Annotated in this window: 15 protein-coding genes; 13 read left to right on the top strand and 2 right to left on the bottom strand. The window is 60.6% G+C overall.

The genetic code is table 11. The annotated features are described in order from the left end of the window. The 5 genes from ACP15O_RS11105 to recO are packed head-to-tail and all read left to right on the top strand — an operon-like array spanning position 1 to position 4,868. Positions 1-1,083 (top strand): microcin C ABC transporter permease YejB, encoded by a 1,083-nt coding sequence (locus ACP15O_RS11105; protein WP_425096163.1) that lies wholly within the window; start codon positions 1-3, stop codon positions 1,081-1,083. Next, a complete protein-coding gene (locus ACP15O_RS11110; protein ID WP_425096164.1) occupies positions 1,083-2,180 on the top strand; it encodes an ABC transporter permease in 1,098 nt (365 codons plus the stop codon). The genes ACP15O_RS11105 and ACP15O_RS11110 overlap by 1 nt, the downstream gene beginning before the upstream one ends. Then, positions 2,177-3,760 (top strand): ABC transporter ATP-binding protein, encoded by a 1,584-nt coding sequence (locus tag ACP15O_RS11115; RefSeq protein WP_425096165.1) that lies wholly within the window; start codon positions 2,177-2,179, stop codon positions 3,758-3,760. The genes ACP15O_RS11110 and ACP15O_RS11115 overlap by 4 nt, the downstream gene beginning before the upstream one ends. Further along, positions 3,757-4,089, top strand: coding sequence for a DUF1491 family protein (locus ACP15O_RS11120; RefSeq protein ID WP_425096166.1), 333 nt, complete (start codon positions 3,757-3,759; stop codon positions 4,087-4,089). Before ACP15O_RS11115 ends, ACP15O_RS11120 begins: the two co-directional genes overlap by 4 nt. Positions 4,090-4,115: 26 nt before the next feature. Next, complete coding sequence (gene recO / locus ACP15O_RS11125) at positions 4,116-4,868, top strand: DNA repair protein RecO (protein ID WP_425096167.1); 753 nt, start codon at positions 4,116-4,118, stop codon at positions 4,866-4,868. Here recO and ACP15O_RS11130 read toward each other — a convergent pair. Next, entirely contained in the window at positions 4,836-5,390 is a 555-nt protein-coding gene (locus ACP15O_RS11130) for a TetR/AcrR family transcriptional regulator (protein ID WP_425096168.1), read from the bottom strand. The genes recO and ACP15O_RS11130 overlap by 33 nt on opposite strands. Before the next feature lie 289 nt (positions 5,391-5,679). Between ACP15O_RS11130 and ACP15O_RS11135 the strand changes: the two genes are divergently transcribed. Both ACP15O_RS11135 and preA read left to right on the top strand, forming a co-directional pair. After that, positions 5,680-7,002: an NAD(P)-dependent oxidoreductase gene (locus ACP15O_RS11135; RefSeq protein WP_425096169.1), complete on the top strand. Its 1,323-nt coding sequence runs from the start codon at positions 5,680-5,682 to the stop codon at positions 7,000-7,002. An 18-nt stretch (positions 7,003-7,020) separates the two neighbouring features. Then, on the top strand, positions 7,021-8,328 hold the full coding sequence (preA, locus tag ACP15O_RS11140; RefSeq protein ID WP_425096170.1) for an NAD-dependent dihydropyrimidine dehydrogenase subunit PreA: 1,308 nt from the start codon (positions 7,021-7,023) through the stop codon (positions 8,326-8,328). A gap of 99 nt (positions 8,329-8,427) precedes the next feature. On the opposite strand, the gene ACP15O_RS11145 is transcribed toward preA, so the two are convergent. Continuing rightward, a complete protein-coding gene (locus ACP15O_RS11145; RefSeq protein WP_425096171.1) occupies positions 8,428-9,060 on the bottom strand; it encodes a TetR family transcriptional regulator C-terminal domain-containing protein in 633 nt (210 codons plus the stop codon). A gap of 208 nt (positions 9,061-9,268) precedes the next feature. Between ACP15O_RS11145 and ACP15O_RS11150 the strand changes: the two genes are divergently transcribed. The 6 genes from ACP15O_RS11150 to ACP15O_RS11175 all read left to right on the top strand — a co-directional run bounded on the left by ACP15O_RS11150 (position 9,269) and on the right by ACP15O_RS11175 (position 15,162). Next, complete coding sequence (locus ACP15O_RS11150; protein ID WP_425096172.1) at positions 9,269-10,519, top strand: Zn-dependent hydrolase; 1,251 nt, start codon at positions 9,269-9,271, stop codon at positions 10,517-10,519. A 21-nt stretch (positions 10,520-10,540) separates the two neighbouring features. Next, positions 10,541-10,843, top strand: coding sequence for a hypothetical protein (locus ACP15O_RS11155; RefSeq protein WP_425096173.1), 303 nt, complete (start codon positions 10,541-10,543; stop codon positions 10,841-10,843). A gap of 36 nt (positions 10,844-10,879) precedes the next feature. Continuing rightward, on the top strand, positions 10,880-12,340 hold the full coding sequence (gene hydA / locus ACP15O_RS11160; RefSeq protein WP_420569351.1) for a dihydropyrimidinase: 1,461 nt from the start codon (positions 10,880-10,882) through the stop codon (positions 12,338-12,340). Positions 12,341-12,430: 90 nt separating this feature from the next. Further along, a complete protein-coding gene (locus ACP15O_RS11165; RefSeq protein ID WP_425096174.1) occupies positions 12,431-13,213 on the top strand; it encodes an ABC transporter ATP-binding protein in 783 nt (260 codons plus the stop codon). 246 nt (positions 13,214-13,459) lie between these two features. Further along, positions 13,460-14,323 carry an ABC transporter permease gene (locus ACP15O_RS11170; protein ID WP_425096175.1) on the top strand — a complete coding sequence of 288 codons (864 nt, stop codon included), beginning with the start codon at positions 13,460-13,462 and terminating at the stop codon, positions 14,321-14,323. Beyond that, positions 14,323-15,162, top strand: coding sequence for an ABC transporter permease (locus tag ACP15O_RS11175; RefSeq protein ID WP_425096176.1), 840 nt, complete (start codon positions 14,323-14,325; stop codon positions 15,160-15,162). Before ACP15O_RS11170 ends, ACP15O_RS11175 begins: the two co-directional genes overlap by 1 nt. The last annotated feature ends 7 nt before the right edge of the window (positions 15,163-15,169 follow it).

Consider the following 15,169-nt stretch of genomic DNA (forward strand, 5'->3'; position numbering starts at 1 on the left):
ATGGGCGCCTATATTCTACGCAGGCTGCTGCTGATCGTGCCGACTCTGATCGGGATCATGGTGATCAACTTTGCCCTGGTGCAATTCGTCCCCGGCGGGCCGATTGAGCAGGTGATTGCCCAGATGCAGGGCCAGGGCGACGTGTTCGAAGGCTTCGCAGGCGGCGGTGACGACGCCGGCAGTCAGCCCATAGGGGACGAGCAATACGCCGGCGCGCGTGGCCTGCCGCCGGAATTCATCGAACAGCTGGAAAAAGAGTTCGGCTTCGACAAACCCCCGCTTGAGCGGTTCCTGAACATGATGTGGAACTATATGCGGCTGGATTTCGGCGAGAGTTATTTCCGATCCATCAGCGTGACCGATCTGGTACTGGAGAAAATGCCCGTCTCGATCACGCTGGGGCTGTGGTCCACGCTGATTGCCTATGTGATCTCGATTCCGCTGGGCATTCGCAAAGCGGTGAATGACGGTAGCCGGTTCGATACCTGGACCAGCGGCGTGATCATCATGGCCTATGCGATCCCTGGGTTTTTGTTCGCGATTTTGCTGCTGGTGCTGTTCGCGGGGGGCTCTTATTGGCAGATTTTCCCGCTGCGGGGGCTGACCAGCGATAATTTTCAGGATCTGTCCTGGCCGGCCAAAATCGCGGATTATTTCTGGCATATCACCCTGCCGGTCGTGGCCTCGACCATTTCGGCCTTTGCCACGCTGACGCTGCTGACGAAGAACTCGTTTCTGGATGAGATCAAGAAACACTATGTGATGACCGCCCGCGCCAAGGGGTTGAGCGAGGGCCGCGTGCTGTATGGCCATGTTTTCCGCAACGCGATGCTGATCGTGATCGCGGGCTTTCCGGCGGTGTTCGTGGGGGTGTTCTTTGGCGGCTCGCTGATCATTGAAACGATCTTCAGCCTGGATGGGCTGGGCCGTCTGGGATTCGAGGCCGCCGTAGCGCGCGATTACCCGGTGATGTTCGGAACGCTGTTCATCTATGGGCTGATCGGGCTGGTTGTCGGGATTCTGTCGGATCTGATGTATGTGATCGTGGACCCGCGCATTGATTTCGAACGGAGGGAGGGCTGATGGCTTTGTCCCCGCTGAACCAGCGCCGCTGGAGCAATTTCAAGCGCAACCGCCGCGCGTTCTGGTCTTTGGTGATCTTCTCGGCGCTGTTTTTCGTGTCCCTGTTCGCCGAGTTCATCGCCAATGACAAACCGATCCTGGTGCAGTATCGGGGCGACTATTACACGCCGATTTTCCGGTTCTATCCCGAAACCGAATTTGGCGGCGATTTCAAAACCGAGGCCGAATACAGCGCCCCCGAGGTCGCCTGCCTGATCGTCAGCGGCGGGCTGGAGGACTGTTTCGACGACCCCGAGGATATTCTGGACAAGGTGCAGACCGGCGATTTGCAGGCGGATAAGGGCTGGATGCTGTGGCCGCCCATTCCCTATCGTTTCGACACGCCGGTGGACCGTACGGGCGCCGCGCCTTTGCCCCCCAATGAGCAGAACCTACTGGGCACAGATGGCACCAAACGCGATGTGCTGGCGCGGGTGATCTATGGGTTCCGCCTGTCGGTGCTGTTCACGCTGCTGGTGACGACCATGGCCTCGGTTATCGGGATTATCGCGGGGGCTTTGCAGGGGTATTTCGGCGGCTGGCTGGATCTGATTTTCCAGCGGGTGATTGAAATCTGGGGCGCGATGCCCTCGCTCTATATCATCATCATCCTGTTCGCGATTCTGGGGCGCAGTTTCTGGCTGTTGGTCTTTATCATGGTGCTGTTTGGATGGACGGCGCTGGTGGGTGTGGTGCGGGCTGAATTCCTGCGCGCGCGGAACCTGGAATATGTGCGCGCGGCCAAGGCCCTGGGCGTGTCCAACAGCGTAATCATGTTCCGCCATATGCTGCCCAACGCGATGGTGGCGACGCTGACCATGCTGCCCTTTATCGTGACGGGGACGATTGGCGCGCTGGCCAGTCTGGATTTTCTGGGCTACGGGCTGCCTTCGTCTGCGCCCTCATTGGGGGAAATGACGCTTCAGGCCAAACAGAACCTGCAAGCGCCCTGGCTGGCCTTTACGGCCTTTACCGTGTTCGCCGTGATGCTGTCGCTGCTGGTGTTCATCTTCGAAGGCGTCCGCGACGCGTTTGACCCAAGGAAGACGTTTCAATGAGCCTGCTAAGCGTCAAAGACCTGAAGGTCAGTTTCCGTCAGGATGGCAAAACCAACATGGCTGTCAAAGGGGTCAGTTTCACCGTGGATCGCGGGGAAACCGTGGCTTTGGTGGGCGAGTCCGGCTCGGGTAAATCGGTGACGGCGCTATCCACCGTGTCCTTGCTGGGCGGGGCGGCGACGGTAGAGGGCTCGGTCACCTATGACGGGCAGGAAATGATCGGAGCGTCCGAAAAGCTGCTGCGTCAGGTGCGGGGCAATGACATCAGTTTCATTTTTCAGGAACCGATGACCAGCCTGAACCCGCTGCACACCATCGAAAAGCAACTGGCCGAGAGCATCGCCCTGCATCAGGGGCTGACCGGGGATGCCGTGCGCGGGCGTATTCTGGAACTGTTGGAAAAGGTCGGCATTCGCGATGCTGAATCGCGCCTGGGCTCTTATCCGCATCAGCTGTCGGGCGGGCAGCGGCAGCGGGTGATGATCGCCATGGCCCTGGCCAACAAACCCGACGTTCTGATCGCGGACGAGCCGACAACCGCGCTGGATGTCACCATTCAGTTGCAAATTCTGGAACTGTTGGCCGAGCTGAAATCCAGCGAAAACATGGGCCTATTGTTCATCACGCACGATCTGGGCATCGTGCGGCGCTTTGCCGATCGGGTCTGCGTCATGAAGGACGGCGAGATCGTCGAGACCGGCCCCACCGATCAGATCTTTGCCAATCCGCAGCATCCCTATACGCAGACGCTTTTGTCGGCGCGGGCGGTGGGGCAGCCCGCTCCGGTGCCGCAGAATGCGCCGCAGATGGTCAGCACGGATGCGCTGCGCGTGTGGTTCCCGATCCAGAAGGGCTTTTTCAAACGCACCGTCGGCCATGTGAAAGCGGTGAACCAGGCCACGATCCAGGTGCGCGCGGGGGAAACGCTGGGCATTGTGGGGGAATCGGGCTCGGGCAAGACGACACTGGCGCTGGCGATCATGCGACTGATCGGTTCGCAGGGGGAAATCCGCTTTGACGGGCAGGACATTCGCAAATGGTCCACCAAAGAGCTGCGCGCCCTGCGCAAGGACATGCAGATCGTGTTTCAGGATCCGTTTGGCAGCCTGTCCCCCAGGATGACCTGCGAACAGATCATCGCCGAGGGGCTGGGCGTGCATGGCATCGCCGATGGGCGCAGCCCGCAAGAGGTGGTGTCCGAAGTGATGCAAGAGGTCGGTCTGGACCCGGCCACCATGCACCGCTATCCGCATGAATTCTCGGGGGGGCAGCGGCAGCGGATCGCGATTGCCCGCGCCATGGTGCTGCGGCCGCGTCTGGTGGTGCTGGACGAACCCACCAGCGCGCTGGACATGACCGTGCAGGTGCAGATCGTGGATCTGCTGCGCAAGTTGCAGGTGAAATACGGGCTGGCCTATCTGTTCATCAGTCACGATCTGAACGTGGTGCGCGCCATGAGCCACCAGATGATCGTGATGCGCCAGGGCGATGTTGTGGAAACCGGCATGGCCGAGCAGGTCTTTGCCAATCCGCAGACGGCCTATACCCGTGAATTGCTGATGGCGGCGGATCTGGGATGAGCGCCCGACTGACGGCTCGGTTCTGGGTGGATGCCTATCTGACACGGCTGCGGCTGTATGACATCCCGGCCTTTGTGGTGGCGCATGGCGATGACACGGCCGGCGCGGTGCTGGTGAAACTGGCGACATTGGACGGCAGCGCGGCAGTGTTCCAGCGCTCGTTCGATCTGATGAGCGGCGAACGCACCTGGATCGAGCTGGCCTCGGGGGCCGAGCCAGATGTGGACGCGGCCATTCACAAACAGCGCAGTTATGACCCGGATCTTTGGGTGATCGAGGTCGAAGACCGCCAGGGCCGTCACCTTTTGGATGAACCGGGGCTGGCGTGACGGCCGCGCCCAAGGGATACTGACCCATGGAGTGGCGAGATCAGGGCATATTGCTGGGCGTGCGCAGGCATGGGGAAACCTCGGCCATTCTGGATGTGTTTACGCCGGAACGCGGGCGCCATCTGGGCGTGATGCGCGGCGCCACCAGCCGCAAGATCGCCCCCATCCTGCAACCCGGCGCGCAGCTGGATCTATCCTGGCGGGCGCGGCTTGAGGATCATATCGGCAGCTACACGGTGGAACCTGTGCGCAGCCGCTCTGCCGCAGCATTGGCGGATCGGTTGTCCCTGGCCGGGCTGAATGCAGTGGCGGCGATGCTGATGTTCCTGTTGCCTGAGCGTGAGCCGCACCTGTCCCTCTATCGCCGAACCGAGGCGCTGCTGGACATTCTGGACGAGGTGGAGCTGTGGCCTCTGGCCTATCTGAAATGGGAAATGGCCCTGCTGGAAGAGCTGGGTTTCGGCCTGGATCTGCGGAAATGCGCGGTGAATGGCAGCCGGGATGATCTGGTCTATGTGTCCCCCAAGACCGGGCGGGCGGTGTCGCGGCAAGGTGCCGGAGAATGGGCGGATCGCCTGCTGCCTTTGCCGCTGTGCATGTTGGGGCAGGGCGGGGCCACGGATGCAGAGATTGCGGATGGGATGAAAACGACCGGCTATTTCCTGATGAACCGGATTGCCCCGACGCTGGGGCACAAACCCCTGCCCGAGGCGCGTCAGCGGTTTGTGGATCTGTTTCACAAACGCTTAGCGCAGGGCCAGCACCAGATCGACCAATGAGCCCATTGCGCTGGTATTCTCGTGCCCATCGCGGCTGGTCAGATCCTCCATCCCGATGTCGGCGGCATAGATGATGCGCGCCCATTCCGGATTGGTGATGCCCGTTTCCTGCAACAGATTTTCCAGATAGCCCAGACGCTGACCGTCCACCTGGGCCAGCCTGTCCGCCACCACCGGATTCGCGCGCGACCATGCCCGGATGGCGGTGTCCAGCTTAACGCCGCCCAGGGTTTCGCTGCGGTGAGCGGCGATGATCTGGCTTAGTCGGCGCAATTTGGCGGCAGGAGTGGGCTCTGCGTCCAGCTCGGCGGGGATATGCGTGGTGGCCTGCTCGGCCCACAGATCCAGCATCGCGGCGTGATAGGCGGGCACGTCCGTGAAATGCCAGTAGAAAGACCCCTTGGTGGTGCCCAGACGCCGCGCCAGAGGCTCGGCCTTCAGCGCGTCGGGGCCGTCCTCGGCCAGGGCGGCGAAACCGGCAAGCAGCCAGTCGGTTTTGTTCAGGCGGGCCTTTTTGGTCATGGATTCGGGATACGCGGAACCCAGCCATTTCGCAAATGCAGAAAAAACTTGCGGCGCATTTGTCGCTTGATTCGTGTCCTGGCTGCCCGATTCCACGGCGGGTTTGCGATTTGCGAAATACGGGGCTGCGGGCTGGATGAGGGGCTGATCCGGCGTGAATGATGAAAAAATAAGCAAACTCCGCGCAGGTTTCACAGGATTTTGGGGTCTTAATTTTTACCAGTTGATAAAAAAAGAAACCATGGAATACTGATTCTCAAAAAGAACACCAAGCACAGCGGAGGTTGAGATGACTTCAAACACCCTGACGCCAGGTATTGCCGCAGGGCGATTGACGGCCGACGATTACGTTCAGAATTTTACCGATCTGCACCCGGCGCTGTCGGATCACGAGGCCCTGGTGGCGGCGGATCGCTGCTATTTCTGTCACGATGCGCCCTGCATGACAGCCTGTCCGACCAGCATCGACATTCCCTTGTTTATCCGCCAGATCGCCACCGGCACACCGGGCCAGGCCGCCAGGACGATTTTTGAGCAAAACATCCTGGGCGGCATGTGCGCGCGCGTCTGCCCCACCGAAACCCTGTGCGAAGAGGCCTGCGTGCGCGAAACCGCCGAGGGCGAGCCGGTGCAGATCGGCCGTTTGCAGCGCTATGCGACGGACACTCTGATGGCGGCCGGGGTGCACCCCTTCGAACGGGCCGCCCCCACAGGCAAACGTGTGGCCATTGTTGGCGCGGGGCCTGCGGGCCTGTCCTGCGCGCACCGTCTGGCGATGTATGGCCATGATGTCGATCTGTTCGATCCGCGCCCCAAGGCGGGCGGGCTGAACGAGTTCGGCATCGCGGCCTATAAATCCGTTGACGGATTCGCCGGCAAAGAGGTGGACTGGCTGTTGCAGATCGGCGGGATCACCGTGAACACGGGCAAGGCCCTGGGGGCTGGCCTGACGCTGGACTCGCTGGCCGCTGACTATGACGCTGTTTTCCTGGGCATCGGTCTGGCGGGCGTGAACGCGCTGAACGTCGAGGGCGAGGACAAGGACGGTGTTCTGGATGCGGTGGAGTTCATTGCCGATCTGCGCCAGGCCTCGGATATGGGATCGGTGCCGATTGGGCGGGACGTGGTGGTGATCGGTGGCGGCATGACGGCGATTGACGCCGCTGTGCAGGCCAGGCTGCTGGGCGCTTTGAATGTCACCCTGGTGTATCGGCGCGGTAAGGACCGGATGAACGCGTCCGAATTCGAACAGGGTCTGGCGGCCTCCAAAGGTGTGCGGATCATCACCAATGCCTCGCCCAAGGCGGTGATCGGCAATGGCGCGGTGCGCGAGATCGAGTTCGAATACACCGGCGATGAGCTGGCCCTCACGGGCGAAACCTTCCGCCTGGCTGCTGATCAGGTGTTCAAGGCGATTGGGCAGACGCTGGGCCGTTCCGACTTGCCGGATCTGGACGGGCGCAAGATTGCCGTCACCGAAACGGGCCGCACTAGCATGGCGGGCGTCTGGGCCGGGGGCGATTGCGCCAGCGGCGGCGATGACCTGACCGTGACCGCCGTGGCCGAGGGGCGCGACGCCGCCGAAGACATCCACGCCGCGCTGTCGGCGTAAGCATAGGGAGATAAGCGAATGGCCAATCTTTCAAGCGAATTCATCGGGATCAAATCCCCAAACCCGTTCTGGCTGGCCTCGGCCCCGCCCACGGATAAGGAATACAACGTCCGCCGCGCGTTCGAGGCAGGCTGGGGCGGTGTCGTGTGGAAAACGCTGGGCTCCGAAGGGCCGCCGGTGGTGAACGTCAACGGGCCGCGTTACGGCGCGATCTGGGGCGCGGACCGGCGTCTGCTGGGGCTGAACAACATCGAATTGATCACGGATCGCCCGCTGGAGGTGAACCTGCGCGAGATTAAATCGGTGAAGCGCGACTATCCCGACCGCGCGTTGATCATCAGCCTGATGGTGCCCTGCGACGAGGATAGCTGGTCCGACATTCTGAAACGGATCGAGGATACCGGCGCTGACGGGGTCGAGCTGAACTTTGGCTGCCCGCATGGGATGGCCGAACGCGGCATGGGATCAGCCGTGGGGCAGGTGCCGGAATATATTGAAATGGTGACGCGCTGGGTAAAGAAACACAGTCGGATGCCCTGTATCGTGAAGCTGACGCCGAATATCGCCGACATCCGCAAACCGGCTGAGGCCGCGAAACGTGGCGGGGCAGATGCGGTGAGCCTGATCAACACGATCAACTCGATCACCTCGGTTGATCTGGACGATTTCGCGCCCGAACCGACGATTGATGGCAAGGGCACGCATGGGGGCTATTGCGGGCCGGCTGTCAAACCCATCGCGCTGAACATGGTGGCCGAGATCGCGCGGAACCCTGAGACCCATGGCCTGCCGATCAGCGGTATCGGGGGGGTCACCACCTGGCGTGATGCGGCCGAGTTCATGACGCTGGGCGCGGGCAATGTGCAGGTCTGCACGGCGGCGATGACCTATGGGTTCAAGGTGGTGCAGGAGATGATCTCGGGGTTGAGCGATTACATGGACCGCAAGGGATTTGCGTCCACGAGCGAACTGGTGGGGCGCGCGGTGCCGAACGTGACGGATTGGCAGTATCTGAACCTGAACTATGTCACCAAGGCCAAGATTGACGAAGATGCGTGCATCAAATGCGGGCGCTGTTATGCGGCCTGCGAGGATACCAGCCACCAGGCGATTGCCATGTCTGAGGACCGCGTGTTCAGCGTGAAGGATGACGAATGCGTGGCCTGTAACCTGTGCGTCAATGTCTGCCCGATCGAGGATTGCATCACGATGGAGCGGGTTGCTCCGGGGCAGGTGGACGCGCGGACCGGAACCGAGGTGCCTGAGGAGTATGGGAACTGGCTGGAGCATCCGAACAATCCGGGCAACAGCTGTGCGGCCGAGTGATCGGCTGCTGTTAAAAGGTGCGCCTGCGGCGCGCAGGTTCAGGCGGGGATTTTCATTCTGAAAATCCCCGCCCGTTTGGCGTTTGGGGCCGGTGTCTGATCAGGATTTCGGGCCGAGCAGGTTGCGGAACAGGGTGTCCAGATAGGTTTCGGCGCTTGCGAGGATGTCATCCTCGTTTGGGGTCAGGACAGAGACCTGGGCCTCGAAATCGGCATAATGCTGGGTTGTGGACCAGATCGAGAAAATCAGGTGGCGCGGATCGACCGGGTTGATTTTTCCGGCGTCCATCCAGCCCTGGATGACGGCGGTTTTTTCGTCAAAGAGCGGTTTGAGGTCGGATTCCAAGTGGGGGCCCATGCGGGGCGCGCCTTGGAGGATTTCATTGGCGAAAAGGCGGCTTTCGCGGGGGAATTCGCGGCTCATTTGCGCTTTGCGGCGTACATAGGCGCAGATTTCTTCGAGAGGGTCGCCGTCCGGGTCCATTTCATGCAGGGGATCCAGCCAGGTTTCCATCAGCTTGTTCAGCAGGGTGACGTGGATCGCCTCTTTTCCGTCGAAGTAATACAGGATGTTCGGCTTGGACAGGCCGGCATGTTCGGCGATCTGGTCCAGCGTGGCGCCGCGATAGCCGTGTTGGGAAAAAACCTCGAGCGCAGCATCCAGAATTTTCCCCCGATTCCTAAGCTGAATCCGGCTGGGTTTCTTGGCTGTCGCACTTTTCTGGGCACTCATACAAACCCCTTTCAACAAAGTGATGCATAATTCATCGGGAGCTATTTTAGACTATCCCGCGCCGAGGGGTAGCCAAGAGTTTTCTTGACATGGAAGAGGCGGTTCGCAATCGTCAATTTACCAAATGGTAAAAAAGCAGCAAGAGGGCCCAGCTCTCCAGCCACGGTGGCCTTCTTGTCTGTCGCAAAGCAAGACGAGGGGAAAACCAATGCCAGCGCCCGGAGAAAACCTGAAGATCAACGGCGATCGTTTGTGGGACAGCCTGATGGAGATGGCCAGGGTCGGTCCGGGTGTGGCGGGCGGGAACAACCGCCAGACCGTCACGGACGAGGATGGCGAGGGGCGCGCTCTGTTCCAGAAATGGTGTGTGGAGGCGGGATGCTCGATGGGCCTGGATCAGATGGGCAACATGTTTGCCATGCGTCCGGGGACCGATCCCGAGGCGCTGCCGGTCTATGTGGGCAGCCATTTGGATACGCAGCCGACGGGTGGGAAATATGATGGCGTTCTGGGCGTTCTGGCCGGGCTGGAGCTGATCCGCACGCTGAATGATCTGGGGATCAAGACGAAACACCCCATCGTGGCCACCAATTGGACGAATGAGGAAGGCACGCGGTTTGCGCCGGCGATGCTGGCCTCGGGCGTGTTTGCGGGGATTCACACGCAGGATTGGGCCTATGCGCGCGAGGATGCCGAGGGGCTGAAATTCGGGGACGAGCTGGCGCGGATCGGCTGGAAAGGCGAAGAGGAAGTGGGCGCGCGCAAGATGCACGCCTTCTTTGAGCTGCATATCGAACAGGGCCCCATTCTGGAGGCCGAGGGCAAGGATATTGGCGTGGTCACTCATGGTCAGGGTCTGAGCTGGACGCAGGTGACGATCACGGGCAAGGACGCGCATACCGGATCCACGCCCATGCCGATGCGCAAAAACGCCGGGCTGGGCATGGCGCGGGTGCTGGAGCTGGTGGATGAGATCGCCTGGTCGCACAAGCCTCATGCCGTGGGCGCGGCGGGGCATATTGATGTCTTCCCCAATTCGCGCAACGTGATCCCCGGCAAGGTGGTGTTCACCGTCGATTTCCGCAGCCCCGACCTGGCCGTCATTCAGGATATGGAGGCCCGGCTGAAGATCGGCGCGCAGAAAATTTGCGATGAGATGGGCCTGGGCGTAGAGTTTGAGAAAGTGGGTGGATTCGATCCGGTTGCCTTTGATGAGGGGTGCGTGACGGCCATTCGCTCGGCTGCGGAAAGGCTGGGGTACAGCCATCGGGATATCATCTCGGGGGCGGGGCATGATGCGTGCTGGATCAACCAGGTGGCGCCGACTGCCATGGTGATGTGCCCCTGCGTGGACGGGCTGAGCCATAACGAGGCCGAAGAGATCTCGAAGGATTGGGCGGCAGCGGGGGCAGACGTGCTGCTGCACGCGGTTGTCGAAACCGCCGAGATCGTGGAATAACCCCGGAAGGGCCCGAACGTGGTGACACAGGAAGACGTCAAAGCGCAGGTCAGGCAGGCGATCGAGGGGTTCAAACCCGCCAATCGCCTGGATCGGGCTACGCTGGAGGACTTTAAGAAAGCGGTGGTCGAGCCGCGCCTTGTCACCGTGAATTTCAGCGGGGGGATTACTCAGAAATGCTGGAATGTGACGCGCTCTAACGGAATGTACCGCGTCATTTTCCTGCCCACGGCGGGGTATTTCTCGCTCTGTGTGGAATCCGATTTTGGGCCGCTGGACATCGGGGTCCACGGCGATGCGATAGGGTGTTTCGGGTCCGTCTGATCCGCCGCGCCAACAGACAAGACAGGGAGTAACGACATGACCAAAGTCATCAAAGGCGGCACCGTTTGCACCGCCGACCGGACCTGGAAAGCCGATGTTCTGATCGAGGGTGAAAAGATCAAACAGATCGGCGAGGATCTGAAGGGCGACGAATATATCGACGCGGAAGGCGCCTATGTGATCCCCGGCGGGATTGATCCGCATACGCATCTGGAAATGCCCTTTATGGGGACCACGGCGGCGGAAACCTTTGAATCGGGCACTTGGGCCGCAGCCGTGGGCGGCACCACGATGGTGGTGGATTTCTGCCTGCCCGGCGAGGATGGCAGCATCAAGAACGCGATCCACGAATGGCACCGCAAATCCGCGCCGCAGATCTGCTCGGATGTGGGCTATCACATGGCGATCACCGGCTGGAACGAGCAGGTCTTCAACGAGATGAAAGACGCCGTGGATATGGGCGTGAACTCGTTCAAGCATTTCATGGCCTACAAAGGCGCGCTGATGGTCGAGGATGACGAGATGTTCGCCAGTTTCAAACGCTGCCGCGAGCTGGGCGCTCTGCCGATGGTGCATGCGGAAAACGGCGATCTGGTGGCGGACATGCAAGAGGAAATGCTGGCCAAGGGCATCACCGGCCCCGAGGGCCACGCCTATTCCCGTCCGCCAGAATTCGAAGGCGAGGCCGCCAACCGCGCCATTACCATCGCCGATGCAGCCGGGACGCCGCTCTATATCGTGCATGTCAGCTGTGAGCAGGCGCACGAAGCCATCCGCCGCGCCCGTCAAAAAGGGATGCGCGTCTATGGCGAGCCGCTGATCCAGTTCCTGACTCTGGACGAAAGCGAATATTTCAAGGGCGACTGGATGCACTCGGCCCGCCGGGTGATGTCTCCGCCCTTCCGTGACAAATCCCACCAGGACAGCTTGTGGGCCGGTCTTCAGGCGGGCTCGTTGCAGGTGGTCGCCACTGACCACGCGGCCTTTACCAGCGAACAAAAACTGATGGGCAAGGATAACTTCTGCCTGATCCCCAACGGCTCGAACGGGCTGGAGGAACGCCTGGCCGTGCTGTGGACACAAGGCGTGGAAACCGGCCGGCTGACTCCGAACGAGTTTGTCGCCGCGACCTCGACCAATGTGGCGAAGATCCTGAACATCTATCCGCAAAAAGGCGCGATCGTCGAAGGCGCGGATGCCGATATCGTGGTCTGGGACCCCAAGATTTCCAAGACGATCAGCCAGGCCAACCACCATTCGGTTCTGGATTACAACGTGTTCGAGGGCTTCGATGTCACCGCTCAGGCGCGCTATACCCTGAACCGGGGCGAGGTCATCTGGGCCTGGGGCCAGAACAGCCAGCCGCAGCCGGGACGCGGCCGTTTCATCCCGCGCCCTGCCTTCAATTCGGCCAGCGTTGCGCTGTCCAAGTGGAAGGAACTGACCAGCCCAAAAATGATCCAGCGCGATCCGATGAACATCCCGGCCGGGATCTAAGAAACCGGCGCTCCGGCTTTTGGCCGGCGCGTAGACAAAGACGACACGACAGACCGTGAAACCATCACGGCAACGGAGCACTGGGGACGTATGACCGAAACTGTAATCAGCGCAAAGGGTCTGAACCTGACCTTTCAGACGAATGACGGGCCCGTACACGCGCTGCAAGACGTGAACCTGGAGATCGAAAAGGGCGATTTCGTCAGTTTCATCGGCCCATCGGGCTGCGGCAAAACCACGTTCTTGCGAGTGATGGCGGATCTGGAAACGCCCACGGCCGGCTCGATCCTGGTCAATGGCGTAACGCCCGAAGAGGCACGTAAATCGCGGGCCTATGGATATGTGTTCCAACACGCGGGCCTGTATCCGTGGCGCACCATCGGCGGGAATATCCGCCTTCCGCTGGAAATCATGGGCTATGATAAGGCCGATCAGGACACACGCGTCGAGCGCGTGCTGGAACTGGTCGAACTGGCCGGATTCGAGAAAAAATTCCCCTGGCAGCTGTCCGGAGGGATGCAGCAACGTGCCTCGATCGCACGGGCGCTGGCGTTCGATGCGGATATTCTGCTGATGGACGAACCCTTTGGCGCGCTTGACGAGATTGTGCGCGATCACCTGAATGAACAATTGCTGCACCTGTGGGCTCGCACGAACAAGACCATCGGTTTCGTGACGCACTCGATCCCCGAGGCGGTCTACCTATCCACTAAAATTGTGGTGATGTCCCCGCGCCCCGGCCGGATCACGGACGTGATCGAAAGCCCCCTGCCACGCGAGCGTCCTCTGGACATCCGCGACACGCCTGAATTTCTGGAGATCGCCCATCGCGTCCGTGATGGCCTGCGCGCAGGACATGCTTATGATGACTAAGAAGCGCTGTCTCCAATCCGAGCCACGAGGGGCGCTTGTTGCAAGCCACCCCCCGCGATCTCCCCGCGCTTGGGTTAAGGACGCGGGCCCCTTCTTCGCTCACGGTCATCGGCTCTCCAGCCTGTACCGTGGAGGTAGAAAAACACCAATTCCTTTCTTTGCTCTTAAAATACTCAAAAAATTGCGCGTGCGGCACTGTGGTGCAGTTGAGTATTTACGGAGCAAAGAAGCAGGGGGGGCGCGGGCATGAAGAGGGCGTTTATTCCTGTTGTGACGGTCGTGGCAGTGATCTTTGCGCTTTGGTATGGGGTGGCTGTCGCGCTGAACGCGCCCTGGGCTTATGATCAGGCCAAGCGGGGCCAGGTGGAGTTGAGCTTTTCGGAGCTTGTGGTGGAGACCTGGAGCCAGAAAAAGCCCAAGCTGCCTGCGCCGCATCAGGTTGGGGCCGAGATATGGAAGACCACGGTTCAGAAGAAGGTGACTTCGAAGCGCTCGCTGATTTATCATGCGGGGATCACGCTGAGCTCGACCATGTTGGGGTTTGTGCTGGGAACGGTGCTGGGAATCGGGCTGGCCGTTGGGATCGTCTATAACCGGGTGATGGACATGAGCGTGATGCCCTGGGTCATCGCCAGCCAGACGATCCCCATTCTTGCAATTGCGCCGATGATCATTGTTGTGCTGAACGCGGTGGGGATCTCGGGGCTTTTGCCCAAGGCGATCATCTCCATGTATCTGTCGTTTTTTCCGGTCGTTGTGGGCATGGTCAAGGGTTTACGCAGCCCTGGCGTGATGCAGCTGGACCAGATGAAAACCTGGAGCGCGAGTGGCGGGCAGGAGTTTTGGAAGCTACGATTGCCCAGCTCGATGCCCTATCTGTTTGCTTCGCTTAAGATTGCGATGGCGGCGTCTTTGGTGGGGGCCATTGTTGGCGAGCTGCCGACGGGGGCTGTGGCTGGTCTGGGCGCGCGTTTGCTGGCTGGCTCTTATTATGGGCAGACCATTCAGATCTGGAGCGCGCTGATCATGGCGGCGGCTTTGGCGGCCTGTCTGGTGGCGATCATTGGTGTGATCCAGCGGATAACACTGAAGCGGATGGGGATGGCATGATGGGCTGGATTGTCTTTGGGGGGATCGTTTGGGTGGCCGGATGGGGGCTGAACATCTGGTTGTCGCGTCTGCCGCGCAGCCGGGCCACATCTCTGGCGGTGCCCATCCTTTTTGGGGTGACTATCATTCTGATCTGGGAATCCGTGGTGCGCGGTTTTGGGATATCGCCTGTGTTGCTGCCCGCCCCCAGCGCGATTGCGCTGCGGTTTGCGGCCTCGACCGGCATCCTGTGGGAGGATTTTGTGCAAACCGTGCTGAAGGGCGCGCTGAGCGGCTATGTCATCGGTTGCGGCGGGGCTTTTGTCATGGCTGTGGTTGTGGATCGGTTCCCGTTCTTGCAGCGGGGATTGCTGCCTGTGGGCAATTTTGTGGCTGCGCTGCCGATTATCGGGATGGCGCCTATTCTGGTGATGTGGTTCGGCTTTGACTGGCAGTCAAAGGCCGCTGTGGTTGTGGTTATGGTGTTTTTCCCGATGCTGGTGAACACGGTCGAGGGGCTACAGGCGACGGACTCGATGCAGCGTGATCTGATGCGGACTTATGCGTCCGGCTATTGGACAACGCTGTTGAAGCTGCGCCTGCCCGCAGCGATGCCGTTCATCTTCAATGGGTTGAAAATTGCCACGACTCTGGCGCTGATCGGGGCAATCGTGGCTGAATTCTTCGGGTCTCCGATCAAGGGGATGGGATTTCGGATTTCCACAAGTGTGGGGCAGCTGGCGCTGGATCTGGTCTGGGCCGAGATCGTTGTCGCCGCCATTGTGGGATCCGCATTTTACGGCGGGGTCGCGCTGTTGGAAAAAGCAGTGACCTTCTGGCACCCGTCACAGCGAGGCTGAGCACAGA

Source organism: Youngimonas ophiurae (nom. illeg.) (genome assembly GCF_049803795.1).
GTDB lineage: Bacteria > Pseudomonadota > Alphaproteobacteria > Rhodobacterales > Rhodobacteraceae > Thalassobius.

Bases quoted from the DNA above. Each gene is read 5' to 3' on its own strand.
- ACP15O_RS11105 (WP_425096163.1), top strand. From the start codon at position 1: ATGGGCGCCTATATTCTACGCAGGCTGCTGCTGATCGTGCCGACTCTG.
- ACP15O_RS11110 (WP_425096164.1), top strand. From the start codon at position 1,083: ATGGCTTTGTCCCCGCTGAACCAGCGCCGCTGGAGCAATTTCAAGCGC.
- ACP15O_RS11115 (WP_425096165.1), top strand. From the start codon at position 2,177: ATGAGCCTGCTAAGCGTCAAAGACCTGAAGGTCAGTTTCCGTCAGGAT.
- ACP15O_RS11120 (WP_425096166.1), top strand. From the start codon at position 3,757: ATGAGCGCCCGACTGACGGCTCGGTTCTGGGTGGATGCCTATCTGACA.
- recO (WP_425096167.1), top strand. From the start codon at position 4,116: ATGGAGTGGCGAGATCAGGGCATATTGCTGGGCGTGCGCAGGCATGGG.
- ACP15O_RS11130 (WP_425096168.1), bottom strand. From the start codon at position 5,390: ATGACCAAAAAGGCCCGCCTGAACAAAACCGACTGGCTGCTTGCCGGT.
- ACP15O_RS11135 (WP_425096169.1), top strand. From the start codon at position 5,680: ATGACTTCAAACACCCTGACGCCAGGTATTGCCGCAGGGCGATTGACG.
- preA (WP_425096170.1), top strand. From the start codon at position 7,021: ATGGCCAATCTTTCAAGCGAATTCATCGGGATCAAATCCCCAAACCCG.
- ACP15O_RS11145 (WP_425096171.1), bottom strand. From the start codon at position 9,060: ATGAGTGCCCAGAAAAGTGCGACAGCCAAGAAACCCAGCCGGATTCAG.
- ACP15O_RS11150 (WP_425096172.1), top strand. From the start codon at position 9,269: ATGCCAGCGCCCGGAGAAAACCTGAAGATCAACGGCGATCGTTTGTGG.
- hydA (WP_420569351.1), top strand. From the start codon at position 10,880: ATGACCAAAGTCATCAAAGGCGGCACCGTTTGCACCGCCGACCGGACC.
- ACP15O_RS11165 (WP_425096174.1), top strand. From the start codon at position 12,431: ATGACCGAAACTGTAATCAGCGCAAAGGGTCTGAACCTGACCTTTCAG.
- ACP15O_RS11170 (WP_425096175.1), top strand. From the start codon at position 13,460: ATGAAGAGGGCGTTTATTCCTGTTGTGACGGTCGTGGCAGTGATCTTT.
- ACP15O_RS11175 (WP_425096176.1), top strand. From the start codon at position 14,323: ATGGGCTGGATTGTCTTTGGGGGGATCGTTTGGGTGGCCGGATGGGGG.